Source organism: Hydrogenophaga sp. UC242_53 (assembly GCF_042696965.1).
Classification (GTDB): Bacteria; Pseudomonadota; Gammaproteobacteria; order Burkholderiales; family Burkholderiaceae_C; genus Hydrogenophaga.
Genome location: NZ_CP170552.1, coordinates 3,543,183 through 3,566,808, shown reverse-complemented (window position 1 = coordinate 3,566,808; position 23,626 = coordinate 3,543,183). Strand labels below are relative to the sequence as shown.

The following is a 23,626-nucleotide window of genomic DNA, read 5'->3' as shown; positions in this document are numbered from 1 at the left end:
GATCAGAACGTGAAGCCCACATTGAGGTGGATGCGGAAACGCCTGACCTCCAGGCCATAGGCCAGGTCCAGCTGGAGCGGGCCGACCGGGCTGTTGTAGCGGATGCCGGTGCCCACACCCCACACCGGCTTGAGGTCGCCGGCCTTGTTGGCGATGGCGCCGCCGTCGATGAAGAGCACGTTTTCCCAGTTGGAGCGTTGGTCGGCGTTGAAGATGGGGCGCTGCCACTCCAGGCTCACCACCCCTTTGTAGCGGCCGGGCCCAATGCTGCCGTCGGCGCGCGGCACACCGATGTCGCGCAGGCCGTAGCCGCGCACGGTGTTGTCGCCGCCGGTGATGAACAGCTGCGTGTCCGGAATGGGGGCCGAGTCGCGCGCCACCACCGCACCGCCTTCCACGCGCAAGGCCAGGCGGCCCAGCTGCGTGCGCCGCGACGGCGTGCTCACGTCGCGCGGCTGGCCGGGCACCGGGTCGGCGGCCCGGGCGATCGCACCGAGTTGCCAATAGGTGAGCCAGCGCGCCTGCGTGCGGGTGAAGGGCTGGCGGCTGCTGCCCAGCGTGTAGCCCACCCCCAGTTCCACCGCGAGGCCATAGCCGCGGTTGGGAAACACCTGGTCGTCAAAGCGGCGCCGCGTCCACGCGTAGTTGGCGCTGACGGCGGACCTGGCTTCCTGCTGCGCCGCGGCGGACAGCAGGCTGCTCTTCACATGGGCGCGGTCGTACTGCAGGTAGAAGCTGCGGTCGTATTCGACGCCCAGCTGCGTCTGGCCCACGCGCAGGCGCTGGCTGCTGGTGGTGGTGAAGTCGTCGAGCTGTTTCGCCAGCTGCGCGCCGGCGATCTTGCGCCAGCCGTCGTCGTTCGGGATCGAGCTCCAGTCGGTGCTGGCGAGCTGGTCGTCGCGCTCCAGCTGCAGCTTGCTGACCGCGCGCCAGCCGATGCCGGGCACGCTGTTGTGCGTGTGTTCCAGCGACAGGCGAGCGCCGTTGTCGGTGCTGCCGCCAATGCCGATCACGACCTTCTGCCGCTTGCTCTCGCGCAGCTGCACCATCACCGGCAGGGTCTGTCCGTCGGTCGAGGTCTCGGCGTAGACGAAAACCGAGTCGTAGTAGCCGCTCTCGGCGATGCGGCGTTGCGCGTCCTGCAGTTTCTCGAGGTCGTAGTCGCTACCGGGCGTGAGGCCGGTCAGGCGCACCAGGCGCTCGGCGGTCACGGCGTCGTAGCGCTCGGCCCCTTGCACCACCACCTCGCCCATGCGCATGGGTTTGCCCGAATCGAGTTCGATGTAGAGCCGGGCCTGGTGCGCCTGGGTGTCGATGTCGGCCAGGCTGTTCTGCATCCGGCCCGAGGGGTAGCGCTGGGCGATCAGCCGCCGCAGCGCGGCGGTCTTGGCGCGGTCCCAGTCGGCCTGCGAGAAGGGCAGGCCGGTGATCAGGCCGGCCTCGCGTTCGATGTCGGCGCGCTGCGCCTCGGCCTCGGGCGCGGTGGCGATGTCGCCCACGAAGGACACCGTGACCGAGGCCACCTGCGTGACCGGGCCGGGATCGACCTTCACGGTGATGGTGCCCAGCGAGGCGGGGCTGGTGGTGCGATCACCATCGCTCGTGGCGGCGGCCACCTCGCCCAGCCCGGGGGGCGGGATCACCTCGACCTGGGGCGAGAAATGGCCGAGCGTGGCCAGCAGTTCGCGCACGTTGGCCGGTGCCTGGGCCAGCAGGCGGCTCAGTTCGTTGGCTTCGAGGCTGCGCAGTTCGCGGTAGCGCTGCACCTCCATGTGGCGCAACAGGAAGTCGCGCATGGCCTCGCTGGGCGCCTGCATGTCGATCTCGAAGCGCGCGCCGGCTGGCGTGCGCGCCTCGCGCGGCGGACGCGGCACGTCGGCATCCGTGTCGTCCTGGGCGCGGGTGGCGAGCGGCCACAGCAGGGTCGCGCACAGCAGGAAAGGCCATGCCCGGCGGGCATCGCCAGGGAAAGGAAAAAGTCATTCGGCCGTTATTTCGAGAGCAGGCGCATCGTGTCTTCGAGCCCCTTCAAGGTCAGCGGGTACATGCGCTGGCCCATCAGTTGCTGAATCACGCTGATGCTCTGTCGATACTGCCACACCCCTTGGGGTTCCGGGTTGATCCACGCAAACTTCGGAAACGCGTGCGTGAGGCGCTGCAGCCACTCGGCGCCGGCCTCCTCGTTGTTGTATTCCACGCTGCCGCCAGGTTGCAATATTTCGTAAGGACTCATCGTGGCATCGCCGACGAAGATGAGTTTGTAGTCCTTGTTGTACTTGCGGATGATGTCCCAGGTCGGGAACTTCTCCGCGTAGCGGCGGCGGTTGTTCTTCCACATGAAGTCGTAGACGCAGTTGTGGAAGTAGTAGAACTCCAGGTGCTTGAACTCGCTCTTGACCGCCGAGAACAGCTCCTCCACGCGCTGGATGTGTTCGTCCATGGTGCCGCCCACGTCCATGAGCAGCAGCACCTTCACGTTGTTGTGCCGCTCCGGGATCATCTTGATGTCCAGGTAGCCGGCGTTCGCGGCGGTGGCGCGGATGGTGTCGGGCAGGTCCAGCTCGAGGTCGTTGCCTTCGCGCGCGAACTTGCGCAGGCGGCGCAGCGCCACCTTGATGTTGCGCGTGCCCAGTTCCTGCGTGTCGTCGTAGTCGCGGTAGGCTCGCTGCTCCCACACCTTCACGGCGGTCTTGTTGCCGCCCTTGCCACCGATGCGGATGCCCTGCGGGTTCTGCCCGCTGTGGCCGAACGGCGAGGTGCCGCCGGTGCCGATCCACTTGCTGCCACCCTCGTGGCGTTCCTTCTGCTCTTCGAGGCGCTTGCGCAGCGTCTCCATGAGCTCGTCCCAGTCCATCTTGGGCGCGTTGGCCTTCTGCTCTTCGGAGAGGATGCGCTCCATCTCCTGGCGCAGCCAGTCGGCCGGGATCGGCTTGGTGAAGTCCGCGATCATCTCCACGCCCTTGAAGTAGGCGGCGAAGGCGCGGTCGAATTTGTCGTAGTGCTTCTCGTCCTTCACCAGCGCGGTGCGCGCCAGGAAGTAGAAGTCGTCCATGGAGCAGGCCTCGGGGTTGCGCGGTCCCACCACGTCGGCCTGCAGCGCTTCGAGCAGCGTCAGGTACTCTTTGACGGAGACCGGCAGCTTGGCCGAACGCAGGGTGTAGAAGAAATCGATCAGCATGGCGATCTCCCGGGTTCGTCAGGCGTGCATGTCCCGCAGGTACAGCAGCTGGGCCTTGGCCTCGGGCCATTCGCCCGACCGCATGCTGTACATCACCGTGTCGCGGATGGTGCCGTCGCGGCGCAGGGCGTGGCCGCGGATGACGCCGTCCTTTTTCGCGCCCAGCCGCTCGATCGCGCGCTGCGAGGCGAAGTTGTAATTGTCGGTGCGCCAGCCCACCACGTGGCAGCCCAGCGTGTCGAAGGCGTGGCCCATCATGAGCAGCTTGCACGTGGTGTTCACGTGGGTGCGCTGCACGCTCTGGGCGTACCAGGTGTAGCCGATCTCCACCCGCTTCACCGCCGGCAGGATGTCGTGGTAGCTGGTGCTGCCCAGCACCCGGCCGCTGGCCTCGTCGGTCACGGCGAAGGCAAAGCGGTGGCCCTCGGCGCGCATCTGCAGCGCGGTTTCGATGTAGGCGCGCGTCTGCCCGGGCTCGGGCACCGAGGTGATGCGCAGCTTCCAGAGCTCGCCGTCGGCGGCGGCCGCGCGCAGCCCCTGCTCGTGGTCCAGCGCGAGCGGCACCAGGGCAAGGCCGTTGGCGCGCAGGGTGAGGGGTTCGACGAAGGCCATGGCGTGGACATCAGGGTGAGGGAGGCGGTGGCGGCGCGATCAGGCGCCGTGCCACCAGCTTGCCGACGCCGCAGCCCAGGGCGATCAGGCCCAGGCCGGCCATCTCGCGCCAGCCGAAGGCATCGGGCGCGGCGAAGAAGTCCAGGCCCAGCTGCTTGCCCAGGGCCCAGCCGGCCAGCGAGCCGATGACGAAGCCCGACGCATCGGCCAGGCCTTCCTTGAATGCATTGCGGGTCTGCTTGTCCATGGTGGGCTCAGCGGTTGCGCTGGTTCATGAAGACCAGCTTCTCGAAGAGCGTGGTGTCCTGCTCGTTCTTGAGCAGCGCGCCCACCAGCGGCGGCACGCTGACCTTGCTGTCGGCGCTCTGCAGGGCTTCGAGCGGGATGTCCTCTGCCATCAGGAGCTTGAGCCAGTCCAGCAGCTCGGAGGTGCTGGGCTTCTTCTTCAGACCGGGCAGGTTGCGCACGTCGTAGAAGGTCTTCATGGCCGCGGCCAGCAGTTCCTTCTTGAGCTTGGGGAAGTGCACGTCCACGATGCGCTGCATGGTCTCGGCGTCGGGGAACTTGATGTAGTGGAAGAAGCAGCGGCGCAGGAAGGCGTCGGGCAGTTCCTTCTCGTTGTTGGAGGTGATGAACACCAGCGGGCGGTGCTTGGCGCGGATCATCTCGTGCGTCTCGTAGCAGTAGAACTCCATGCGGTCGAGTTCGCGCAGCAGGTCGTTGGGGAACTCGATGTCGGCCTTGTCGATTTCGTCGATCAGCAGCGCGACCGGCTCGTCCGCCGTGAAGGCCTGCCACAGCACGCCCTTGACGATGTAGTTGTGGATGTCCTTCACGCGCTCGTCGCCCAGCTGCGAATCGCGCAGGCGGCTCACCGCGTCGTACTCGTACAGGCCCTGTTGCGCCTTGGTGGTGCTCTTGATGTGCCACTGCAGCAGCGGCAGCTTGAGCGCCCCGGCCACTTCCTCGGCGAGCATGGTCTTGCCGGTGCCAGGCTCGCCCTTGACGAGCAGCGGGCGCTTGAGGGTGATGGCGGCGTTCACCGCCAGCATCAGGTCTTGCGTGGCAACGTAATTCTCGGAACCTTGGAATTTCATGAAAAAGCGCCTTGTGCGAAGGTTGGCGGGGGTGTGGCCGGGGCTGAGGACCAGTCTATATAATCAGGGGTTGATTTTCTCAGCCGGTTCCATTCATTGTGCTTGCAAAATGATTCCAATGTTGTCCACGATCGCCCGCACCCTTGTCGCCGCTGCGACCCTCTCCGTCGCTCTCGCTGCCCAGGCCCAGGGCGTCACGGGTGATGTGCAAGCCGGCCACAAGAAGGCCGAAATGTGCATCGGTTGCCACGGCATCGTCGGCTACCAGAACAGCTTCCCCGAGATCCACAAGGTCCCCAAGATCTCGGGCCAGTCGGACAAGTACATCGTGGCGGCGCTCCACGCCTACAAGAAGGGCGACCGCAAGCACCCCACCATGCGCGGCATCGCGGGCTCGCTGAGCGAGCAGGACATGGCCGATCTGGGCGCCTACTACGCGTCGCAGGCCGACAAGGCCGCCCCCGAAGCGCCCCGCACCGCCAGCACCGCGGCCGCCGCGCTGATCGAGAAGGGCGCCTGCGCCTCCTGCCACGGCGCCAACTTCAGCAAGCCGATCGACCCGAGCTACCCCAAGATCGGCGGCCAGCACGCCGACTACCTGTTCTTCGCGCTCAAGGCCTACACGGTCGAAGGCAACAACATGATCGGCCGCTCCAACGGCATCATGGCCGGCATCGCCAAGCAGTACACCCCGGCCGAAATGCGCGAGATCGCCAAGTACCTGTCCACGGTGGACGGTGAACTCAAGGTCGTGCCGCAATCGCGCTTCCGCTGACCTGCCGCCACCCATCAAGAAAGCCGCTCATCGAGCGGCTTTTTTTGTGGTCAGTCCCGCGTGGCCCTGCGCCGCACCGCGTCGATGTAGGCCTGCCCGTCGGGTGGCCGGCCCGCGCGCTGGCTTTCCCAGAGCATGCTGCCCAGGCACTCCATCACCTCGTGGTGCGCCACATGCAGGTCGCCGCGCCGCGCGGCCAGCAGCTCCACCGCCTGGCGGATGCCCGGGGGCTGGTCGATGCTGCATTGCTCGCTGATGGACAGGTGCATGGACAGGTGCAGGAAGGGGTTGTCGCGGCCGCTGTCGGGCTCGCCCAGGCGCGCCAGGGCCGCGTCCACGTCGGACAGTTCGGCGTGGTACTCGCTGTGCTCGGCGATCCATTGGCCGGCCAGGGTTTCGATGGCCTCCATGGGTTGTTGCAGCAACTGTTTCTGGTGAACGGCGCAGAAGAAGCGCCGCACGTCGGCTTGGGATGGGCTGAACATGGTGCGGGGATTCTCCCGCATGCCGCGCACCCCTGCGCCCGGCTTGGGTACAGTCGCAGGTTGACCTGAGGAGAACACACATGAACCAAGCCTTCATCTGCGACGCGATTCGCACCCCCTTCGGCCGCTACGGCGGCGCCCTCTCCAGCGTGCGTGCCGACGACCTCGGTGCGATCCCGCTCAAGGCGCTGATGCAGCGCAACCCCGGCGTGGACTGGGCCGCCGTGGCCGACATCCTCTTTGGCTGCGCCAACCAGGCCGGCGAAGACAACCGCAACGTCGCGCGCATGGCCGGCCTGCTCGCCGGCCTGCCGCTGGAGCTGCCCGGCGCCACCATCAACCGCCTGTGCGGCTCCGGCCTGGACGCCGTGGGCTCGGCCGCGCGCACCATCAAGGCCGGTGAAGCCGGCCTGATGATCGCCGGCGGCGTGGAGAGCATGAGCCGCGCGCCCTTCGTGATGCCCAAGGCCGAGAGCGCCTTCAGCCGCGCCAACGCGGTCTACGACACCACCATCGGCTGGCGCTTCGTCAACAAGCTCATGAAGGCCCAGTACGGCGTGGACTCCATGCCCGAGACGGCCGAGAACGTGGCGACCGATTACAAGATCGAGCGCGAGGCGCAGGACCGCATGGCGCTGGCCAGCCAGCTCAAGGCCGTGGCCGCGCAGAAGGCGGGCCACCTCGCGCGCGAGATCACGCCGGTGACCATCGCGCAGAAGAAGGGCGATCCGCTGGTGGTGGACAAGGACGAACACCCGCGCGAGACCAGCCTGGAAGCGCTGGCCAAGCTCAAGGGCGTGGTGCGCCCCGATGGCACGGTGACGGCAGGCAACGCCAGTGGCGTGAACGACGGCGCCTGCGCGCTGCTGCTGGCCGACGAGGCCACGGCGGCGAAGAACGGCCTGACGCCCAAGGCGCGCATCGTGGGCATCGCCACGGCCGGCGTGGCGCCGCGCGTGATGGGCATTGGCCCGGCGCCGGCCACACAGAAGGTGCTGGCGCTCACCGGGCTGAAGCTGGAGCAGCTGGACGTGATCGAGCTCAACGAGGCCTTTGCCGCGCAGGGCCTGGCGGTGCTGCGCATGCTGGGGCTCAAGGACGACGACGAGCGCGTGAACGCCTGGGGCGGTGCGATCGCATTGGGCCACCCGCTGGGCGCCAGCGGCGCGCGGCTGGCGACCACGGCGGTCAACCGCCTGCACGCCACCGGTGGCCGCTACGCGCTGTGCACCATGTGCATTGGCGTGGGCCAGGGCATCGCGCTCGTGATCGAAAAGGTCTGAGGGCGAGCCCGCCGCCGGGCCGCCCCAAGGCCGGGCTCAGCCCCCTCGGGGGGCTGCGACCCGCGCAGCGGCGGAGCGTGGGGGCCTACAACTTCCACGCGGGAAGCTGCCAGTTGCGCCACAGGGCCAGGCCTCGCAGGCCGGCCGTGAACACCACGCAGGCCACCAGGGCGATCCAGCCCGGGGCCTCGATCTCCCACAGTCCCACGTAAAGCCAGCCACCGGCGAAGGCGCAGAGCGCATAGGGGCGGTGGTCCTTGAAGGCGGTGGGGATCTCGTTGCAGACCACGTCGCGCAGCACGCCACCGAACACGCCGGTGATCAGGCCCATGAGCACGGCCACCAGCGCCGGCATGTTCAGCAGCAAGGCCTGGTGCACGCCGGTGGCGGTGAACAGGCCCAGGCCCAGCGCATCGGGCCACTGGATGGCGCGCTCGGTGAGCTTCATGTGGCGCCCGCGCAGGAACACCATGGCGAGCACGCACAGCCCGAGCACGCCCCAGAGCAGCTCGACGTGGCGCACCCAGAAGAACGGGCGCTGATCGAGCAACAGGTCGCGCAGGGTGCCGCCGCCGAAGGCGGCCAGGAAGCCCACCACCGCCACGCCCACGGCGTCCAGCCGCATGCGCGCGCCCATGAGGATGCCGGAGAGTGCAAAGGCCACCGTGGCCGCCAGCTCGACCAGCAGGCGCAGGGTCTCGCCCCAGAACTGAATGTTGTGCATGCGCCGATTCTCGCCGGGCGGGAGGCAAGGGCATTCGCCTGCGGCGACAATCGCGCGCTTGAACTTCCCGCTCATCACCGATCCCTCGTTCTACCTCGTCGCGATTCCCGCGGTGCTCCTGCTGGGCATCAGCAAGAGCGGCTTTGGCGCCGGCTTTGGTTCCCTGGCCGTGCCCTTGATGGCGCTGGCGGTCACGGTGCCGCAGGCCGCCGCCATCCTGATGCCGGTGCTGCTGCTGATGGACCTGCTGGGCATGGCGGCCTTCCGCAAGAACTTCGACCGCCGCCTGCTGATGTTCCTCGTGCCCTGCAGCCTGGTCGGCCTCGTGGTCGGGGCCTTGCTTTTCAAATGGCTCGATTCTCGCGTGGTGGCGGGCATGGTGGGCGTGTTCACCCTGGTGTTCCTGGCGCAGCGCCTGCTGTTTCCGCCGCGCCCCGACAGCGCGCCGCCGCCGCGCTGGGTGGGTGCGCTGCTCACGGTGACCTCGGGTTTCACGAGCTTCGTGGCGCACGCCGGTGGGCCGCCGCTCAACGCCTACGTGATCCCGATGCGTCTGTCGCCAGCGGTCTTCACCGGCACGCTGGCCTACCTGTTCTTCTTCGTCAACCTCGCCAAATGGGTGCCGTACGCCTGGCTCGGTCTGCTCGATCTGCGCAACATGGCGACCTCGCTGGCGCTGCTGCCGTTCGCCCCGTTCGGGGTCTGGCTCGGGGTCTACATTGCCAAGCGCATCGAGCCTCAGCTGTTCTACCGGCTCATCTATGTGGGGATGTTCCTGACCGGTTGCAAACTGGTGTGGGACGCGGTGGCGATAACATAGCGCCCGATACCCCCCTCCCCATCACGCTGTCCGTGTGGGGCGTCCCGCACACAAAGGAGCTTTTCATGCCCATCGTGGTGGTTGCGAATCCCAAAGGAGGCGTTGGCAAGTCCACGCTGTCGACCAACGTCGCCGGCTACTTTGCCCGCCAGGGTCACTCGGTCATGCTGGGCGATGCCGATCGCCAGCAGTCGTCGGCCCTCTGGCTGCGCCTGCGCCCACCCGAGGCCCGGCCGATCCAGACCTGGGAGGTTTCGCAGGACCTGATCGCGCGGCCGCCCAAGGACGTCACCCACGTGGTGCTCGATACCCCCGCTGGTTTGCATGGCTGGCGCTTCAAGGACGTGCTCAAGATCGCCGACAAGGTGCTGGTGCCGTTGCAGCCCAGCATCTTCGACATCTACGCCACGCGCGCCTTCATCGATGAGTTGGCCGAGTCCCGCCGTGCGGGCCAGCTGCAGGTGGGCATCGTCGGCATGCGGGTGGACATGCGCACCATCGCGGCCGACAAGCTCGGCGAGTTCGTGACCGGGCTGGGCCTGCCCGTGCTGGGCGCCTTGCGCGACACGCAGAACTACGTGCACCTCGCGGCGCGCGGGCTCACGCTGTTCGACGTCACGCCCAGCCGGGTCGAGAAGGACCTCAAGCAGTGGCAGGGCATCTGCGAGTGGCTTGATCGCTGACACCCGGCGGTGCCGTGTCGCCGGCCCGACATGCGCGGCGCGGGGCCGGCGATACAGTGGCTCGCATGAAAACCTTTGAATCCCTGGCCGATCTGGCGGCTTGCGTGGGCCAGGAAGTGGCCGTCAGCGAATGGGTGGTGATCACCCAGGAGCAGGTCAACCGCTTCGCCGAGGCCACTGGCGACCACCAATGGATCCACGTGGACGTGGAACGCGCCAAGGCCGGGCCGTTCGGTGGGCCGATCGCGCACGGCTTTCTCACGCTGTCCTTGCTGCCGGTGTTCTTCGAGTCCTCTTTCGATATCCGGAACACGCGCATGGGGGTGAACTACGGCCTGAACCGCGTGCGCTTCACCGCGCCGGTGCCGGTGGGCAGCCGTTTGCGCGCGCGCCTGACGCTGCAGGCCATCGAGTCCATCGAACAGGGTGGGCAGCAGATGACCTGGGGCGTGGTGGTGGAGCGCGAGGGGGCCGACAAGCCGGTGTGCTTCGCCGAATCGCTGGTGCGCCAGTACCCCTGAGCGCGCGGGCAGGCCGGCCTACTTGATGCGGATGAGCTGCTTGGGCTCGAGCCAGCCTTCGAAGTACTGAATCAGCCGGTTGATGCGCTCGGCGGCGACCGACTGGTTGTGCCGCTGCGAGATGAGCTGGTACGCGTCGTTGCGCAGCAGCCAGAGTTCCTGCGGCGTGTGGGCCTGATCGATCTGTTTGCGCAGCCGGATCGCGGGTGTGCCGGGGCAGTCCTCGATGCTGCGCTCGAGATGGCGCCGGATGCGCGCCAACTCCTTGAGGCTGGGGCTCTTGGGCGCGCGCTGTCGAGACGCGAGGTTCACGCGGAAGATCCGGGTGAGGACAGAAATCAGGGCGGTCTCCATGCAGGCGGTCCGTGATGCGCAGAGTGGCGATCGGGCCGCCGCCCACAGGGTGTGGAGCCGCGCGGTCCCGATCAGGTTGGCAAGCCTATGTTGCGCGTTTCGCGCGCGATGTGATCTATGCCGTGCGCCACTTGCGTGACCTGCGTCACGGAACCGGCATCGCAAACTGCCGCTGGCGCCAGGCCTCGAACACGGTCACCGCCACGGCGTTCGACAGGTTGAGGCTGCGCTGGCCAGGCACCATGGGCAGCCGCAGGCGCTGCGTGGGCGCAAAGGACTCGCGCAGCGCGTCGGGCAGCCCCCGCGTCTCGGAGCCGAACACCAGCCAGTCGCCGGCCTGGAAGGTGTTGTCGAACACGCTGTGGCTGCCCCGGGTGGTGAAGGCGAACATGCGCTGCGGGTCCGGTGCTTCGGTCTGCAGGAAGCTGGCCCAGTCCGCGTGGCGGCGCAGATCGGCGTACTCGTGGTAGTCGAGCCCCGCGCGGCGCATGTGGCGGTCATCCATGGAGAAGCCCAGGGGCTCGATGAGGTGCAGGGTGCACCCGGTGTTCGCGCTGAGCCGGATCACGTTGCCGGTGTTGGGCGGGATTTCAGGTTGGACGAGGACGATGTGGAACATGGTGGCGGGCGAGCTTACCGCGCTGGCGTGCGCGCGAACACCAGCGCGCTGACCCGGACCGCCCCTGCCTGCAGCAAGGCCTGGGCCGCTGCCTGCAGCGTGGCGCCGGTGGTGGTCACGTCGTCCACCAGCAGCACGTGCCGGCCGTGCAGCCGGGGCGCGTGCAACGGGTGGGCGGCGAACACGCCTTGCAGGTTGCGCAGGCGCTGCTCACGGGGCAGGCTGTGCTGGTCGGGGGTCTCGGTCAGGCGGACCAGCGCCTCGGCCAGGGCCGGCGCCCGGGCGGCAGGCGTGCTCGCGCGCCGCAGGGCTTTCACCAGCTCCCAGGCCTGGTTGTAGCCGCGCCCGGCCAGGCGCGCCGGGGTGAGTGGCACAGGGGCGAGGAGGTTGCATGACGAGAGCAGGGCGCCGGCCTGCGGTGCCTGCAGCATCCGCCGCGCGAAAGGCCCGGCCCAGCCAGGCTCCTGGCGGAACTTGAAGCGGGCGATCAGGCCGTCCCAAGGGTAGGCATAGTCCACAGCCGCCGCGCAGGCGTGCAGCGCGGCCGGCGTGGGCCGGGTGAGACAGGCCCCACACAGCGGCACGTCCACGGGCACGCGGTCGGCACACGCCGTGCAGCGGGGCGCCTCGTCCTGGAACCGCGCCGCGCAGGCCTCGCACACCGCGCTCGATGGCCAGGCGCCGCAGACCTGGCAGGTGCCGGGCAGGGAATTCCAGAGCGTGCGCCAGGGGTTGAGCATGGGGCCAATATACTGGCGCGGCCTTGTTGTCCCGCCCGCCGGCATCCCGTTTGAACACCTCCACCCCCACTGAAACCCCCGTGCCCGACATGGACCCGGTCGCGGCCCTGCGCTGGCAGCAACGCGCCGCGACGACCAGTCCGTGGCTGCACGAAGAGGTGGCCTCGCGCATGGCCGAACGCCTGAAATGGTTCCGCGAGCCGCCCGCCAGCTGGATGCACTGGGAGCCCGTGGGCGGCGGGCTGCTCGCGCACCAGCAGCTCCGGTCTCAGTTGCCCGACGCGCCCTGCCACGTGGCCGCACAGCGCCTGCCCGAGGCCTTGCAGGCCACCCGGGAAGGGGGCGGGCCGGGCTGGAACCCCCTGAACTGGGGGCGCAGCCGAGGCCCGCAGGCGGCGAACGCCGACACCCGGGTGGGCATGCTCTGGGCCAACATGGCCTTGCACACCGAGCCACGGCCGCAAACGCTGCTCAAGCGCTGGAACGCACACATCGAGACCAACGGCTTCCTGATGTTTTCCTGCCTGGGGCCGGACAGCCTGCGCGAACTGCGCGTGGTGTACGCGGCACAAGGCTGGCCCGAGCCGGCCCACGCCTTCACCGACATGCACGACTGGGGCGACATGCTGGTGCACAGCGGGTTTGCCGAGCCGGTGATGGACATGGAGCGCATCACCCTCTCGTACAGTGGGGCGGAACCCTTGCTGGCCGAGCTGCGCAGCCTGGGCCGCAACCTTCATTCGGGCCGGTTTGCCGCCTGTCGGTCGCGGGGCTGGCGTGCGCGGCTGTGCGAGGCGATCGAAACGGGCCTGCCGCGCGCGGCCGACGGCCGGCTGCTGCTGACCTTCGAAATCATCTACGGCCACGCCTTCAAGCCCACGCCGCGAGTGCCCATGGGGCCTGCGACGACGGTGCCGATGGAAGACATGCGTGCCATGCTGCGGGGCCGCAGGGGCTGAGCCGGGCTGGCGGCGGGCCGTTTCTCGCCTGGAGATACCGCATTGTCCGAGTCGGATGGGGCGGCTTTGCAGCCGGGCGGCACCCTTCTCGCCGCTACAATTGGAGGCGATCCAAGTTTCAAGGGGATTTTCCCTGCGTTAACGCGCGCGCCTTCGGGCGCAGCGCGGCTTGAACCGGTGGTGGGTGGTGAACCTTACCTGCAACGCTCATCGTTTCGCGACCGAGTCTGAACAAGGCATGGAGTGGTCGCTGAAGCGCAACTGTTCGGTCACGCCCGCACAACTGGGATGGCTCTATGCCTCCATGTGTGTCGTGTCGTTGGGTGTGGCCGGATTCTTCTGGTCGCAAGGTGCAACGCTGGTGCTGCCTTTCGCGGTGCTGGAGTTGATCGTGGTGGCGGTGGCCTTTCTGGCCTATGCCCGCCACGCCACCGACGGCGAACGCATCCGCTTGCTGGAAGGCCGGCTGGTGGTGGAGCAGGAGATGGCGGGACGGACGAAGCGGTGCGAGTTCGCCCGTGAGTGGGTGCAGGTGGAGCCGCGGGGAGAAGACGACCAGATGGTCGAACTCCGCTGCGGCGGCCAGTCGGTGAGGGTGGGGCGCTTTCTGCGCCCCGAACTGCGGCCGGTGCTGGCGCGGGAGATACGCCAGGCCTTGCGTGGCGCGTGATGGTGGGGTTTTGGGTAGGTGTGCCCGGAAAATTTGTTCTAATCGGCATTGATATAAATCAATACTTATATTTGAGGCGCTTAAAGTGAGTACGACGAATAAAAAGGTGCATTCCCTGCGAAACCGGTGGGCCACGATCCGCGCCGTGGCAACCACGCTGGCCTTGGGCGCAGGCGCCTGGTCCACGGTCGCTGCTCAGGCGGTCAAGGACCTCGCTGGCGGCCCGGCGGTCAACCAGCTGAACTTCCACCCCCCGGTGACCCGCATCGCCGAGGAGCAGCACTGGCTGCACTGGTTCATGATGGTCCTGTGCGCCGTCATCTTCGTCATCGTCTTCGGCGTGATGTTCTATTCCATCCTGAAGCACCGCAAGGCGGCCGGGCACAAGGCCCAGGAGCTGCCGGAGCCGATCTGGGTGGAGCTGGGTTGGACCATCGTCCCGCTGCTCATCGTCATCGGCATGGCCCTGCCCGCCACCAAGGTGCTGGTGGCCCAGAAGGACACCACCAACAGCGACCTGACCATCAAGGCCACGGGCATGCAGTGGAAGTGGGGCTACGACTACATCAAGGGCGAGGGCGAGGGCATCGGTTTCCTCTCCACCCTGGACAACAACCAGCGCGTGATGTCCAACAGCGGCAAGCCCGAAGCCACGGACGACTACCTGCTCAAGGTGGACAACCCGCTCGTGGTGCCCGTGAACAAGAAGGTGCGCATCATCACGACCGCCAACGACGTGATCCACGCCTGGATGGTGCCGGCCTTCGGCGTCAAGCAGGATGCGATTCCCGGCTTCGTGCGCGACACCTGGTTCCGCGCCGAGAAGACCGGCGACTTCTACGGCCAGTGCGCCGAACTCTGCGGCAAGGAACACGCCTACATGCCGATCCACGTGAAGGTGGTGTCGGCCGAGGAATACACCGCCTGGGTGACCGAGCGCCAGAAGGCCATGGGCGCTGCCGCCGATGACCCGAGCAAGGTCTGGACGCTGGCCGACCTGGTCAAGCGCGGCGAGTCCGTCTACGCCGCCAACTGCGCGGCCTGCCACCAGGCCAACGGCAAGGGCGCCGGCCCGATCAAGCCCCTCGATGGCTCCGCGATCGTGACCGACACCGACCACGCCAAGATGATCAATGTGCTGCTGCACGGTGCGGCAGGCGGCGCCATGCCGGCCTGGAAGCAGCTGTCCGACACCGAACTGGCCGCGGTCATGACCTACGCCAAGAACAACTGGTCGAACAAGACCGAACAGATCGTGCAGCCGGCCGAAGTGCTGGCCGCCCGCAAGTGATCTGTTGACAGAAAAACATTGAGTCTCAAAGGAATCGACCATGAGTGCAGTTCTTGACCACCACGACGCACACGGCCACGACGATCACCACGACCACCATGCCCCCACGGGCTGGCGCCGCTGGGTCTACGCCACCAACCACAAGGACATCGGCACGCTGTACCTGCTGTTCGCCTTCACCATGCTGATGGTGGGCGGCGTGCTGGCCCTGCTGATCCGCGCCGAGCTGTTCCAGCCCGGCCTGCAGCTGGTGAACCCCGAACTGTTCAACCAGCTCACCACCATGCACGGCCTGATCATGGTGTTCGGCGCCATCATGCCGGCCTTCGTGGGCTTCGCGAACTGGATGATCCCGCTGCAGATCGGCGCGTCCGACATGGCCTTCGCGCGGATGAACAACTTCAGCTTCTGGCTGATGATTCCCGCGGCCATCATGCTCGTGGCCTCGTTCTTCATGCCCGGGGGCGCACCCGCCGCCGGCTGGACGCTGTACGCGCCGCTGACGCTGCAGATGGGCCCCTCGATGGACGCCGGCATCTTCGCCATGCACATCCTGGGCGCGTCCTCGATCATGGGCTCGATCAACATCATCGTGACCATCCTGAACATGCGCGCACCCGGCATGACGCTGATGAAGATGCCCATGTTCTGCTGGACCTGGCTCATCACCGCCTACCTGCTGATCGCCGTGATGCCCGTGCTGGCCGGCGCCATCACCATGACGCTGACCGACCGCCACTTCGGCACCAGCTTCTTCAACCCCGCCGGCGGCGGCGACCCGGTCATGTACCAGCACATCTTCTGGTTCTTCGGCCACCCCGAGGTCTACATCATGATCCTGCCGGCCTTCGGCATCGTGAGCCAGGTCGTGCCCGCCTTCGCGCGCAAGAAGCTGTTCGGCTACGCCTCCATGGTGTACGCCACCGGCTCCATCGCCATCCTGTCCTTCGTCGTGTGGGCCCACCACATGTTCACCACCGGCATGCCGGTGACGGGCCAGCTGTTCTTCATGTACTCCACCATGCTGATCGCCGTGCCCACGGGCGTGAAGATCTTCAACTGGATCGCCACCATGTGGAAGGGCTCGATGACCTTCGAGACCCCCATGCTGTGGGCCGTCGGCTTCATCTTCGTGTTCACCATCGGTGGCTTCACCGGCCTGATCCTGTCGGTCGCGCCGATCGACATCCAGATGCAGGACACCTACTACGTGGTGGCCCACTTCCACTACGTGCTGGTGGCCGGCTCGCTGTTCGCCATGTTCTCGGGCATCTACTACTGGCTGCCCAAATGGACCGGTGTGATGTACAGCGAAACGCGCGGCAAGATCCACTTCTGGTGGTCGATGATCTCGTTCAACATCACCTTCTTCCCGATGCACTTCCTGGGTCTGGCCGGCATGCCCCGCCGCTATGCCGACTACCCGATGCAGTTCGCCGACTTCAACGCGATCGCCTCGGTGGGCGCGTTCGGCTTCGGTCTGGCGCAGGTGTACTTCTTCCTGGCCGTGGTCGTGCCCGCCATGCGCGGCAAGGGCGAGAAGGCCCCCCAGAACCCCTGGGAAGGCGCCGTGGGCCTGGAGTGGGAAGTGCCGTCGCCGGCACCGTTCCACACCTTCGAAAACCCGCCCAAGCTCGACGCGACCGCCACCAAGGTGATCGGCTAAGCCTTTTCACGCCATGTCTGCCAACGCCATGACACCCGAACAGAAGAAGAACAACCGCCGCCTGGGCCTGATCCTCGCGTCCGTGGCCGTGGTGTTCTTCCTCGGCTTCGTGGGCAAACGCTTCCTGCTGGGCTTCTGACCATGGCCGTTCAGCGCGAAAACCTCAAGATGGTGGGCAAGCTCTGCGTGATCGCGCTGGGCATGTTCGCGTTCGGCTACGCGCTGGTGCCGATCTACCGGCATATCTGCGAGGCCCTGGGCATCAACGTGCTGGCGGTGTCGGAACTGCGTGTGCCCGGTGCCGCGAGCCTGCCTGCGAACACGCAGGTGGACCGCACGCGCACCATCACCGTCGAATTCGACACGAACGCCCGCGGCCCCTGGCACTTCAAGCCGGCCGTGCGCTCGCTGCAGGTGCATCCGGGCGAGCTCACCACGGTGATGTACGAGTTCCAGAACATCCAGAACCGCACGATGGCGGCACAGGCGGTGCCCAGCTATGCCCCCAAACAGGCGGCCGCGCACTTCAACAAGCTCGAGTGCTTCTGCTTCACGCAGTACACCCTGCAGGCCGGAGAGAAGAAAGAATGGCCGGTGGCCTTCGTCATCGATCCCCGGCTGTCCAAGGACGTGTCCACCATCACCCTGTCGTACACCTTCTTCGAGGTGGGCGGCAAGGTGCCGGCCGCGCCGACCGATGACGCGCCGCAGGCCCAAAGCCCGGCCACGCTCAAACCCACGGGGGACGTATGACCACACCCACACCTGCTCATCAACGCAAGGGCTCTTTCATCGACACGGTCAAGGCCGTGGCCTGGGGCTTTCTCGGCGTGCGCCGCAACGCCGACTACCAGAAGGACATCGCCAAGCTCAATCCGCTGCACTTGATGGCGGTGGGCGTGGGCATGGCGATCCTGTTCGTGGCGGTGCTGATCGTGGTGGTGAACTGGGTCGTCGGCTGAGACACGGCGACCCGATACGATTTTTGATTTTTGACATTAGATACAAGCGAAAGCACAACAGGAGTGAGCATGTCAGCAGCAACCCACGGCACGACGCCCTACTACTTCGTCCCTGGACCCTCGCGCCATCCGGTGATGGCCGCCATCGGCCTTTTCTTCGTCATCCTGGGTGCCGGGCAGTGGATCAACGGCCACGGCTGGGGCGCGTATTCGCTGGCGTTCGGCCTGGTGTTCTGGCTGTTCGTGCTGTTCCAGTGGTTCAGCGAGTCGGTGCGTGAAAGCGAAAGCGGCATGTATGCGCAGCAAGATCGACCTGTCGTACCGCTGGAGCATGAGCTGGTTCATCTTCTCGGAGGTGATGTTCTTCGGCGCCTTCTTCACCGCCCTGTGGTGGACGCGCACGCACTCCGTGCCGGCGCTGGGCAACATCGAGAACGCGCTGATCTGGCCCGACTTCTCGGCCGTCTGGCCCAGCCTGCAGGCCGGCGCCACCGCGTCGCCCGGTGGCATCGTCGAGCCTTTCCAGACCATGGGCCCGTTCTGGCTGCCCACCATCAACACCGCGCTGCTGCTGACCTCGGGCGTGACGCTGACCATTGCCCACCACGCGCTGCAGGTCGGCAACCGTGGCAAGACCATCGCCTTCATGTGGGTGACCGTGCTGCTGGGCATCGTCTTCCTGTTCGTGCAGGGCTATGAGTACGCCCACGCCTATGCCGACCTGAACCTCAAGCTCTCCTCGGGCGTGTTCGGCTCCACCTTCTTCATGCTCACCGGTTTTCACGGCTTCCACGTGTTCGTCGGCATGCTGATGCTCTTGTTCATCACCCTGCGCCTGCAGAAGGGTCACTTCACGGCCCAGCGCCACTTCGGCTTCGAAGGCGCGGCCTGGTACTGGCACTTCGTGGACGTGGTGTGGCTGGGCCTGTACATCCTCGTCTACTGGATGTGATTGGGTCGGGTGGTGCGTCCACCTTCCTCGGGCAACTGCCACAAAAAAGCGCCTTCCGGCGCTTTTTTGCTGAAGGGGCCCGACGGTTCTAGCCGCGCAGCGGCAGGCCGGTGGGCTGGATCCAGCCCATCAGGTAGCTGATGAGCACCACGACGAAGAGCAGGATGGAAAAACCGACCCGAAACGCCAGCGCGCGCGCCATGTGGTTCTTGCGCGGCGTGCCGTCCTCCTCGGTGTCGCTGCCGCCGCGCATCATGTACACCAGGGCGGCGGCGAGACTTCCAATGATGGCAACGAATGCCGCGATGACCAGGTACTTCATGCGCTCCATTATCCGTGCCCGGGCCAGGGTGGCTTGACCATGCGGCGCTCCACCTGGCGTTTCTGGATTGTGACCGCCGCGACCGCGCTCACCATGGCGGCCACGGCCTCGCTGGGCCTGTGGCAGCTCGATCGCGCGGCGCAGAAACTGGCCTTGCAGGCGCAGATCAACGAGCGCGGCGGGTTGGCCGCCTGGGACACGCAAGAACTTCTGGATTCCGCCGATGCCACGGCTGGCGTGCACCGCCCCGTGCGCCTGAGCGGCACCTGGGTGCCCGGGCGCACCGTGTTCCTGGACAACCGGCAGATGAACACGCGGGTGGGCTTCTTCGTGGTGACGCCGCTGCGGCTCGAAGGCAGCGAGCGCGTGGTGCTGGTGCAGCGCGGCTGGGTGCCGCGCGATTTCACCGACCGCAACCGCGTGCCCGAGGTCCCCACCCCGGCGGGCCTGGTGCGGCTGGAAGGCCGATTGGCCCCCCCGCCCGGCAAGCTATACGAGCTCGGCGCGGCGGGCACGGGGGTGATCCGGCAAAATATCGACCTTGCGGCGTTCGCGCAGGAAACCGGGCTGCCCTTGCTGGCGGTGTCCGTGCTGCAGACCGATGCCGCCGCCGATGGCCTGCTGCGCGAGTGGCCGCGCGTCGCGATCGACGTGCAGAAGCACCACGGCTATGCCTTCCAGTGGTTCGCCCTGTGTGCCCTCGCGGGCTTCCTCTATCTCTGGTTCCAAATCCTCTCCCCCCGCCGAAAGCGCAGATCCCATGGCACAGACGCCCGATGAACCCCTGACCCTGACCGTGCACAGCCTGCCGCAACTGGACCAGGCCAGCGCGGACGCGGCGGCCAGCACGCGCAAGGGCCGCTGGAAGATGCTGGGCCTGATGCTGGTGTGCGCCGCGCCGGTCATCGCGTCGTACTTCATGTACTACGTGGTGCGCCCCGAAGGCCGGCAGAACTACGGCGAGCTGATCGATCCCCAGCGCCCGCTGCCGGCCTGGACCGGCACCGACGCACAAGGCCGCGCCGTCCCCATGAGCAGCCTCAAGGACCAGTGGCTGCTCGTGAGCGTGGCCGACAGCGCCTGCAACGACGCCTGCGTGGAGCACCTGTACCTGCAGCGCCAGCTGCGCGAAACCCTGGGCCGCGAAAAGGACCGGCTGGACTGGGTCTGGCTGCGCACCGGGGACGCCGCGCTGCCCGAGCCACTGCAGAAGGCCACGGCCCCCGCCGTCGTGCTGCAGGTGGACCCGCAGGCCGTGGCCGGCTGGCTTCAGCCCGCGCCCGGTCAGAAGATCGAGGACCACCTGTACGTCGTCGATCCGCTGGGCAACTGGATGATGCGTTTCCCCGCCAAGCTCGACCCCAAGCAGGCCAAGCGCGACCTGGACCGCCTGCTGCGCGCCTCCTCGTCCTGGGACAAGGAAGGTCGCCCCGCGAACTGACATGGACGCCCAACCCCTGTACGACCTCGCGCCGGTGGCGCGCCTGATGCTTCTGGGCGTGGTGATCGCGCTCGGGCCGCTGGCCTGGGTGTGGCTGCGCAACCGCCATGCGCCGCCCGCGCACCGCTTGCGGGTGCTCACGCTCATCACGCTGTTCCTCACCTTCGACCTCGTGCTGTTCGGTGCCTTCACGCGCCTCACCGACTCCGGCCTGGGCTGTCCCGATTGGCCAGGTTGCTACGGCAGCGTAAGCCCGGTGGGCGCGAGCACCTCGATCGCGGCCGCGCAGGAAGCCATGCCGCACGGCCCGGTCACCTTCTCCAAGGCCTGGATCGAGATGATCCACCGCTACCTCGCCACCGCCGTGGGCGTGCTGATCCTGGTGCTCTCCATGGTCAGCTGGGTCGAGCGCAGGCGCCTGAGCGTGTCCTACGTGTGGCCGCTGGTCACGCTGGTGTGGGTCTGCCTGCAGGGCGCGTTCGGCGCGTTGACCGTGACCATGAAGCTGTTCCCCGCCATCGTCACGCTGCACCTGCTCGGCGGCCTCGGTCTGCTCGCGCTGTTGCGCGCGCAGTCGGTGGGCTACGCGCTGGCCGAGCCGGGCCACGCCGGGCCCGTGCCGCTGCCGGGCCGCCTGCGCTGGGCGCTGGGCGCGGTGTTCGTGTTGCTGTGGCTGCAGATCGCCCTCGGTGGCTGGGTCAGCACCAATTACGCCGTGCTGGTGTGCGGCGAGTTCCCCACCTGCCAGGGCAGCTGGTGGCCGGCGATGAACTTCCGCGAGGGCTTCACGCTCTGGCGCGAGCTGGGCCAGAACCACACCGGCGAACTCATTACCTTCCCCGCGCTGACCGCCATCCACTACGTGCACCGCCTCATGGCCTACCTCGTGCTGGCCGCCATGCTCTGGCTGGGCTGGCGCCTGTGGTCGGTGGACGGCATGCGACCCGCCGCGCGCGCGCTGCTCCTGCTGGCCGCCTGGCAGTTCGCCAGCGGCCTGACCAACGTGGTGCTCGACTGGCCGCTGCTGGCCGCCGTGGGCCACACCGGCGGCGCGGCCGCGCTGGTGATCGTGCTCACCGGCGCGCTCTGCGGCACGCGCCGCGCCAGCCAGCGCGATGCCGCTTCGTCCGCCACTTCCCTGCACCTGTCCACACCGATCCGATGAGCACCGCGCCCACCCCTCCTATTGCCGCCGCGCTGCCCTCGGTCTGGCGCCAGTACCACGCGCTGACCAAGCCGCGCGTGATCCAGCTCATCGTGTTCTGCGCCCTCATCGGCATGGTGCTGGCCGTTCCCGGCGCGCCCACTTGGGCCCAGGTGCGGCTCGCGGCCATCGCCTGCTTCGGCATCTGGCTGGTGGCAGGTGCCGCCGCGGCCTTCAACTGCGTGGTCGAGCAGCACATCGACGCGAAGATGAAGCGCACCGCCTGGCGCCCCACCGCCAAGGGCCAGCTCACCAACGGCAAGACACTCACCTTCTCGGCCGTGTTGTGCGTCGCCGGTTCGGCCGTGCTCTACCTCTGGGTCAACCCGCTGACCATGTGGCTCACCTTCGCCACCTTCGTGGGTTACGCGGTGGTCTACACCGTGATCCTCAAGCCGCTCACGCCGCAGAACATCGTGATCGGTGGCGCCTCGGGCGCCATGCCGCCGGTGCTGGGCTGGGCCGCGATGACCGGCGTGGTGTCGCCCGAGGCGCTGATCCTGTTCCTCATCATCTTCCTCTGGACACCGCCGCACTTCTGGGCGCTGGCCCTGTACCGGGTGGAGGACTACCGCAAGTCCGGCCTGCCCATGCTGCCGGTCACGCACGGCTCCGAGTTCACGCGCCTGCAGATCCTGCTCTACACCTTCGTGCTGTTCGCCGCCTGCCTCATGCCTTTCGTGATGCGCATGAGCGGCTGGATCTACCTCGTGGTCGCAGTGGTGCTGAGCATCGGTTTCTGCGGCTATGCCTTCGCGCTCTGGCGCAACTACTCCGATGCGCTCGCGCGCAAAACCTTCCGTTTCTCCCTCATTCATCTCGCGGTGCTCTTCGCCGCGCTGCTGATCGATCACTATGTCTGAGTCCCGAGCCATGAACCGTCGACAACTTCTCGCCCTGAGCCTGGGCACCGTGGCCCTCACCGCCTGCAGCGACAAGGCCGACGCGCCGGCCGCGTTCACCGGCATCGACATCACCGGCGCCGACTACGCCACCGGTTTCTCGCTCACCGACCACAACGGCCAGCCGCGCACCCTCGCCGATTTCAAGGGCAAGGCGGTCGTGATCTTCTTCGGCTTCACCCAGTGCCCCGACGTCTGCCCCACCTCCATGACCGAGCTGGCCGAGGCCAGGCGCCTGCTCGGCGCCGACGGTGAGCGCCTGCAAGGCCTGTTCGTCAGCGTGGACCCGGAGCGCGACACGCCCGAGGTCATGAAGCAGTACGTTGCGCAGCTTCGACCCGAGCTTCCTCGCCCTCTACGCGGCCCCCGGCGAACTGCCCGCGCTGGCCAAGAGCTACAAGATCTACTACAAGAAAGTCGAAGGCCCCACGCCCACGAGCTACACCATGGACCACTCGGCCGGCAGCTACGTGTACGACCCGCAGGGCCGCATCCGCCTGTACAACCGCTACGGCAGCGGCGCGGCCGCGCTGGCGGGCGATCTGAAGAAGCTGCTCGCGGGCGCCTAAGATCGGCCTAAGCCAAGCCCCGCACCATGGACGCGGGGCGCCCCGCCGGGGTGTTCGACAACCCACGGACCTGGAGAGTGCATTGCCATGAGGCTGTTGCTGGTCGAAGACGACACCATGATTGGCGAAGCGGTGCTGGACCTGCTGCGGGCGGAGCACTACGCGGTCGACTGGGTGCGCGACGGCGAGATGGCCGCCACGGCGGCGCAGGCCGAGAGCTACGACCTCATCCTGCTCGACCTCGGCCTGCCGCGCCGCGACGGCCTGGAGGTGCTGCGCGAACTGCGGGCCCGCAAGAACCGCGTGCCGGTGCTCATCGCCACCGCGCGCGACTCGGTGCAGCAGCGCGTGCAGGGCCTGGACGCCGGTGCCGACGACTACATCCTCAAGCCCTACGACCTCGACGAGCTGCTCGCGCGCATCCGCGCGCTGCTGCGCCGCGCCTCGGGGCGGGCCGAGCCGGTCTACGAGCACCTGGGCGTGAGCATCAACACCGCCACGCGCGAGGTGACGGCGCAGGGCGAGCCGGTGGTGCTCTCGGCGCGCGAATGGGCCGTGCTCGAACCGCTGATCGCGCGGCCCGGCCGCGTGCTCTCGCGCGCGCAGCTGGAGGAAAAGCTCTATGGCTGGAAGGACGACGTGAGCAGCAACGCGGTCGAGGTCTACATCCACGGCGTGCGCAAGAAGCTCGGCGCCGGCCTGATCCAGAACGTGCGCGGCGTGGGCTACATGGTGCCCAAGGCATGAACCTTCAGCGCCTGGCGCGCATTCGCTGCGCGCGCGCCTGATCGGCCTGC

General features: G+C 67.4%; 28 protein-coding genes and 2 pseudogenes. 19 read left to right on the top strand and 11 right to left on the bottom strand.

Features of this window, described 5'->3' with window-relative positions:
• Positions 1-2: 2 nt before the first annotated feature.
• The 5 genes from ACFJI0_RS17965 to ACFJI0_RS17945 form a co-directional block, all read right to left on the bottom strand.
• Positions 3-1,874: an autotransporter assembly complex family protein gene (locus ACFJI0_RS17965; RefSeq protein ID WP_382321567.1), complete on the bottom strand. Its 1,872-nt coding sequence runs from the start codon at positions 1,872-1,874 to the stop codon at positions 3-5.
• A gap of 116 nt (positions 1,875-1,990) precedes the next feature.
• Entirely contained in the window at positions 1,991-3,178 is a 1,188-nt protein-coding gene (locus tag ACFJI0_RS17960; protein WP_382321565.1) for a VWA domain-containing protein, read from the bottom strand.
• Positions 3,179-3,196: 18 nt separating this feature from the next.
• Positions 3,197-3,790 (bottom strand): GNAT family N-acetyltransferase, encoded by a 594-nt coding sequence (locus ACFJI0_RS17955; RefSeq protein ID WP_382154891.1) that lies wholly within the window; start codon positions 3,788-3,790, stop codon positions 3,197-3,199.
• A 10-nt stretch (positions 3,791-3,800) separates the two neighbouring features.
• On the bottom strand, positions 3,801-4,037 hold the full coding sequence (locus ACFJI0_RS17950; RefSeq protein WP_382154894.1) for a hypothetical protein: 237 nt from the start codon (positions 4,035-4,037) through the stop codon (positions 3,801-3,803).
• Between the two features lie 7 nt (positions 4,038-4,044).
• Positions 4,045-4,887: an AAA family ATPase gene (locus tag ACFJI0_RS17945; protein ID WP_382154897.1), complete on the bottom strand. Its 843-nt coding sequence runs from the start codon at positions 4,885-4,887 to the stop codon at positions 4,045-4,047.
• Positions 4,888-5,005: 118 nt separating this feature from the next.
• Here ACFJI0_RS17945 and ACFJI0_RS17940 point away from each other — a divergent pair, with 118 nt between their 5' ends.
• On the top strand, positions 5,006-5,662 hold the full coding sequence (locus ACFJI0_RS17940; protein WP_382154900.1) for a c-type cytochrome: 657 nt from the start codon (positions 5,006-5,008) through the stop codon (positions 5,660-5,662).
• A gap of 50 nt (positions 5,663-5,712) precedes the next feature.
• Here the strand turns inward: ACFJI0_RS17940 and ACFJI0_RS17935 are convergent, their stop codons facing one another.
• On the bottom strand, positions 5,713-6,147 hold the full coding sequence (locus ACFJI0_RS17935) for a DUF1841 family protein (RefSeq protein WP_382154903.1): 435 nt from the start codon (positions 6,145-6,147) through the stop codon (positions 5,713-5,715).
• A gap of 80 nt (positions 6,148-6,227) precedes the next feature.
• Here ACFJI0_RS17935 and pcaF point away from each other — a divergent pair, with 80 nt between their 5' ends.
• Complete coding sequence (gene pcaF / locus ACFJI0_RS17930; protein WP_382321563.1) at positions 6,228-7,430, top strand: 3-oxoadipyl-CoA thiolase; 1,203 nt, start codon at positions 6,228-6,230, stop codon at positions 7,428-7,430.
• 85 nt (positions 7,431-7,515) lie between these two features.
• Here the strand turns inward: pcaF and ACFJI0_RS17925 are convergent, their stop codons facing one another.
• Positions 7,516-8,154 (bottom strand): trimeric intracellular cation channel family protein, encoded by a 639-nt coding sequence (locus ACFJI0_RS17925; protein WP_382321561.1) that lies wholly within the window; start codon positions 8,152-8,154, stop codon positions 7,516-7,518.
• 58 nt (positions 8,155-8,212) lie between these two features.
• Here ACFJI0_RS17925 and ACFJI0_RS17920 point away from each other — a divergent pair, with 58 nt between their 5' ends.
• The 3 genes from ACFJI0_RS17920 (at position 8,213) to ACFJI0_RS17910 (ending at position 10,178) form a co-directional block, all read left to right on the top strand.
• Complete coding sequence (locus tag ACFJI0_RS17920) at positions 8,213-8,974, top strand: sulfite exporter TauE/SafE family protein (protein ID WP_291121583.1); 762 nt, start codon at positions 8,213-8,215, stop codon at positions 8,972-8,974.
• Between the two features lie 65 nt (positions 8,975-9,039).
• Positions 9,040-9,657 (top strand): ParA family protein, encoded by a 618-nt coding sequence (locus ACFJI0_RS17915; protein WP_291121582.1) that lies wholly within the window; start codon positions 9,040-9,042, stop codon positions 9,655-9,657.
• A gap of 65 nt (positions 9,658-9,722) precedes the next feature.
• Entirely contained in the window at positions 9,723-10,178 is a 456-nt protein-coding gene (locus ACFJI0_RS17910) for a MaoC family dehydratase (protein WP_382321559.1), read from the top strand.
• A gap of 18 nt (positions 10,179-10,196) precedes the next feature.
• Here ACFJI0_RS17910 and ACFJI0_RS17905 read toward each other — a convergent pair whose 3' ends face one another.
• The 3 genes from ACFJI0_RS17905 to ACFJI0_RS17895 all read right to left on the bottom strand — a co-directional run bounded on the left by ACFJI0_RS17905 (position 10,197) and on the right by ACFJI0_RS17895 (position 11,891).
• Positions 10,197-10,532: a hypothetical protein gene (locus ACFJI0_RS17905; RefSeq protein WP_382321557.1), complete on the bottom strand. Its 336-nt coding sequence runs from the start codon at positions 10,530-10,532 to the stop codon at positions 10,197-10,199.
• Between the two features lie 145 nt (positions 10,533-10,677).
• Positions 10,678-11,151 carry a tRNA (uridine(34)/cytosine(34)/5-carboxymethylaminomethyluridine(34)-2'-O)-methyltransferase TrmL gene (gene trmL, locus ACFJI0_RS17900; protein ID WP_382321555.1) on the bottom strand — a complete coding sequence of 158 codons (474 nt, stop codon included), beginning with the start codon at positions 11,149-11,151 and terminating at the stop codon, positions 10,678-10,680.
• Between the two features lie 14 nt (positions 11,152-11,165).
• A complete protein-coding gene (locus ACFJI0_RS17895; RefSeq protein WP_382321553.1) occupies positions 11,166-11,891 on the bottom strand; it encodes a ComF family protein in 726 nt (241 codons plus the stop codon).
• Positions 11,892-11,980: 89 nt separating this feature from the next.
• On the opposite strand from ACFJI0_RS17895, the gene ACFJI0_RS17890 reads away from it, so the two are divergent.
• The 8 genes and pseudogenes from ACFJI0_RS17890 to ACFJI0_RS17855 all read left to right on the top strand — a co-directional run bounded on the left by ACFJI0_RS17890 (position 11,981) and on the right by ACFJI0_RS17855 (position 18,391).
• Positions 11,981-12,850 carry a biotin synthase gene (locus tag ACFJI0_RS17890; protein ID WP_382325713.1) on the top strand — a complete coding sequence of 290 codons (870 nt, stop codon included), beginning with the start codon at positions 11,981-11,983 and terminating at the stop codon, positions 12,848-12,850.
• A 238-nt stretch (positions 12,851-13,088) separates the two neighbouring features.
• Positions 13,089-13,520, top strand: a complete 432-nt coding sequence (locus tag ACFJI0_RS17885; protein ID WP_382321551.1) for a DUF2244 domain-containing protein — start codon at positions 13,089-13,091, stop codon at positions 13,518-13,520.
• Between the two features lie 136 nt (positions 13,521-13,656).
• Positions 13,657-14,811 carry a cytochrome c oxidase subunit II gene (gene coxB, locus ACFJI0_RS17880; RefSeq protein ID WP_382325711.1) on the top strand — a complete coding sequence of 385 codons (1,155 nt, stop codon included), beginning with the start codon at positions 13,657-13,659 and terminating at the stop codon, positions 14,809-14,811.
• Between the two features lie 40 nt (positions 14,812-14,851).
• Complete coding sequence (gene ctaD / locus ACFJI0_RS17875) at positions 14,852-16,477, top strand: cytochrome c oxidase subunit I (protein ID WP_291121576.1); 1,626 nt, start codon at positions 14,852-14,854, stop codon at positions 16,475-16,477.
• 28 nt (positions 16,478-16,505) lie between these two features.
• Positions 16,506-16,616, top strand: a complete 111-nt coding sequence (locus ACFJI0_RS17870) for a cytochrome oxidase small assembly protein (RefSeq protein WP_366834041.1) — start codon at positions 16,506-16,508, stop codon at positions 16,614-16,616.
• A 2-nt stretch (positions 16,617-16,618) separates the two neighbouring features.
• Positions 16,619-17,230, top strand: a complete 612-nt coding sequence (locus ACFJI0_RS17865) for a cytochrome c oxidase assembly protein (protein ID WP_366834034.1) — start codon at positions 16,619-16,621, stop codon at positions 17,228-17,230.
• On the top strand, positions 17,227-17,439 hold the full coding sequence (locus ACFJI0_RS17860) for a DUF2970 domain-containing protein (RefSeq protein WP_291121574.1): 213 nt from the start codon (positions 17,227-17,229) through the stop codon (positions 17,437-17,439). Before ACFJI0_RS17865 ends, ACFJI0_RS17860 begins: the two co-directional genes overlap by 4 nt.
• Positions 17,440-17,508: 69 nt before the next feature.
• Positions 17,509-18,391 (top strand): annotated as a pseudogene (locus ACFJI0_RS17855) (cytochrome c oxidase subunit 3).
• Between the two features lie 88 nt (positions 18,392-18,479).
• Here ACFJI0_RS17855 and ACFJI0_RS17850 read toward each other — a convergent pair.
• Positions 18,480-18,713 (bottom strand): twin transmembrane helix small protein, encoded by a 234-nt coding sequence (locus tag ACFJI0_RS17850; protein ID WP_137922029.1) that lies wholly within the window; start codon positions 18,711-18,713, stop codon positions 18,480-18,482.
• A gap of 39 nt (positions 18,714-18,752) precedes the next feature.
• Between ACFJI0_RS17850 and ACFJI0_RS17845 the strand changes: the two genes are divergently transcribed.
• The 6 genes and pseudogenes from ACFJI0_RS17845 (at position 18,753) to ACFJI0_RS17820 (ending at position 23,576) form a co-directional block, all read left to right on the top strand.
• Positions 18,753-19,493, top strand: coding sequence for an SURF1 family protein (locus ACFJI0_RS17845; RefSeq protein WP_382321549.1), 741 nt, complete (start codon positions 18,753-18,755; stop codon positions 19,491-19,493).
• The gene (locus ACFJI0_RS17840; protein WP_382321547.1) at positions 19,474-20,154 is read left to right on the top strand and encodes an SCO family protein; all 681 of its coding nucleotides are present in this window, start codon (positions 19,474-19,476) and stop codon (positions 20,152-20,154) included. Before ACFJI0_RS17845 ends, ACFJI0_RS17840 begins: the two co-directional genes overlap by 20 nt.
• 1 nt (position 20,155) lies before the next feature.
• Positions 20,156-21,319: a heme A synthase gene (locus tag ACFJI0_RS17835; RefSeq protein WP_382321544.1), complete on the top strand. Its 1,164-nt coding sequence runs from the start codon at positions 20,156-20,158 to the stop codon at positions 21,317-21,319.
• A complete protein-coding gene (gene cyoE, locus ACFJI0_RS17830) occupies positions 21,316-22,221 on the top strand; it encodes a heme o synthase (protein WP_382321542.1) in 906 nt (301 codons plus the stop codon). Before ACFJI0_RS17835 ends, cyoE begins: the two co-directional genes overlap by 4 nt.
• Positions 22,214-22,829, top strand: a pseudogene (locus ACFJI0_RS17825) (SCO family protein). The gene cyoE and the pseudogene ACFJI0_RS17825 overlap by 8 nt, the downstream one beginning before the upstream one ends.
• Positions 22,830-22,916: 87 nt before the next feature.
• Entirely contained in the window at positions 22,917-23,576 is a 660-nt protein-coding gene (locus ACFJI0_RS17820; protein WP_291121563.1) for a response regulator transcription factor, read from the top strand.
• Positions 23,577-23,626 lie beyond the last annotated feature (50 nt).